Annotated in this window: 2 protein-coding genes and 1 pseudogene; 2 read left to right on the plus strand and 1 reads right to left on the minus strand. The window is 72.0% G+C overall.

Annotated features, from left to right (window positions below; genetic code table 11):
- Window positions 1–324, minus strand: a pseudogene (locus DEIPI_RS40410) (hypothetical protein); the annotation flags it as partial.
- An 81-nt stretch (window positions 325–405) separates the two neighbouring features.
- On the opposite strand from DEIPI_RS40410, the gene DEIPI_RS0119275 reads away from it, so the two are divergent.
- Together DEIPI_RS0119275 and DEIPI_RS32770 are read left to right on the plus strand one after the other, a co-directional pair.
- Window positions 406–813: a hypothetical protein gene (locus tag DEIPI_RS0119275; protein ID WP_027482847.1), complete on the plus strand. Its 408-nt coding sequence runs from the start codon at window positions 406–408 to the stop codon at window positions 811–813.
- Between the two features lie 67 nt (window positions 814–880).
- Window positions 881–1,757: beta-N-acetylglucosaminidase domain-containing protein (locus DEIPI_RS32770; protein WP_211238319.1), on the plus strand; the 877-nt coding region annotated here is incomplete at its 3' end.

Here is a 1,757-nt window from a genome sequence, read left to right on the forward strand (position 1 = left end):
GGGCGTGGGCCTCGCCGGGGGCGACCGCCGCGCGGGCGCGGGCTGATTCCTGGGCTTCTCGGCGGGCTTCTCGGCGGGCTTCACGGTGGGCTTCACGGTGGGCGCGACGGTCGGCGCGGGCGTCTCGACAGGGGTGGGTTCCACGGGCGGCACCGTCACGACGACGGTCGGCGTGGGTGTCACCTCGGGCGCTTCCGCGCTCGCGGGGGGTGTGGACCCGGACGACACGAGCCGATCGGGGCCGCGCCGCGTGCCGAGCGTGACGAGGAGGGAGACCGCGAGCGTCACGAGGACGGCGAGCAGGACCAGACGGTGCCGGGGCATCGTCGTCATCATAGGCGGCGCGGCCGGGCATTGGATGTCGAAGTCCGTCCTCACGGCCTCGCGTGCGGCTATCCTGCCGCCATGAACCACGAGGTTTCGTTCGACGCCGCCCTCCGGGACCTGACGGAGTTCACGTCCCGTCAGGCCGACTTCCTCGCCCGCACCACTCCCGACGCCGACGTGCTGCGCGCCGTGGTCGGCATGGAGCGCAAGGCGCAGCTGGAGATGAGGGCCGCGCTGGACGACGCCGGGAGCGCCGTCGCGGTCCGTCCGACCGCCCCCCTGGCGTCGCTGTCCGCTCGCGATCTGGCCCGCGAGCTCCTGGCGACGCGGCGGGACACGCTGGCCCTGCTGGAGGTCGTGGCGTCGGCCGGGCCTGCCACGCGGGTGTGGTCGATGGGTGAGCTGGTGGGTCCCGCGCGGTACGCTACCGAGCTTCTCGGACGACTTCGTCGGCTGGACGACCGACTCGGAAGTGTCGCCTCATGAAGTCTTCTTCATGAAATCTTAGGATGACCTCACTCGCGGACGCGTGGGCGTCCCGCAGGGAGGTCAGGTGCTCACGGAACTCGAAACAGACCAATCCGGCGCTTCCCCCTTCCGCTTCCGGGGGATCATCGAGGGATTCTACGGACGACCGTGGGCCTGGACCGAACGGCACTCGACGCTGGACTTCATGGCGCGTGAGGGCCTCAACACCTACCTGTACGCGCCCAAGAACGAGCCCCTCCACCGCAACCGCTGGCGCGAGCCCTACCTGCCCGAGGACTGGGCCCGCTTCGCGCGCCTGCACGAGCACGGCGCGCGGCTCGGCATCGACGTCGTGTTCGGCCTCAGCCCGCTCGAATTCCACTACGGGGACCCGGACGACCTGCGCGTCCTGCTCGAGAAACTCCACGCCGCCCGCGCGGTCGGATACCGCTCGTTCTGCCTCCTGCTCGACGACATGCCCGACACGCTCCGCCACGAGGACGACCGCCGCCGCTTCGGGGCCCTGGCCGACGCGCAGGCGTGGCTGCTGCGCCGCCTGCTCCCCGACGTGCCGGGCGACCTCTGGTTCGTCCCGACCGAATACCACGGGACGGGCACCTCGGCGTACCTCACCCGGCTCGGCGAGGCGAGCCCCCCGCGGGTGCGGATGTTCTGGACGGGACCACAGACGGTCTCACGCACCATCGGCGCGTCGGACCTGACGGGCGTGAACGCGGCGCTGCGCCGCCGGGTGGTCCTGTGGGACAACTACCCCGTCAACGACCTCGACATGCGCTTCCGCCTGCACCTCGGACCCTACGAGGGCCGCGCGGCGGACCTCGCGCGTGCCTGCGACGGCGTCCTCGCGGCGGGCGGTCTGCAACCTCACGCGCACCGCATTCCCCTCGCGACCTTCGCCGCCTTCCTGCGCGCCCCGGACGCCTACGACCCGGACGCGCAGT

Origin of the sequence: Deinococcus pimensis DSM 21231 (assembly GCF_000519345.1) — a bacterium.
GTDB classification, from domain to species: Bacteria; Deinococcota; Deinococci; order Deinococcales; family Deinococcaceae; genus Deinococcus_A; species Deinococcus_A pimensis.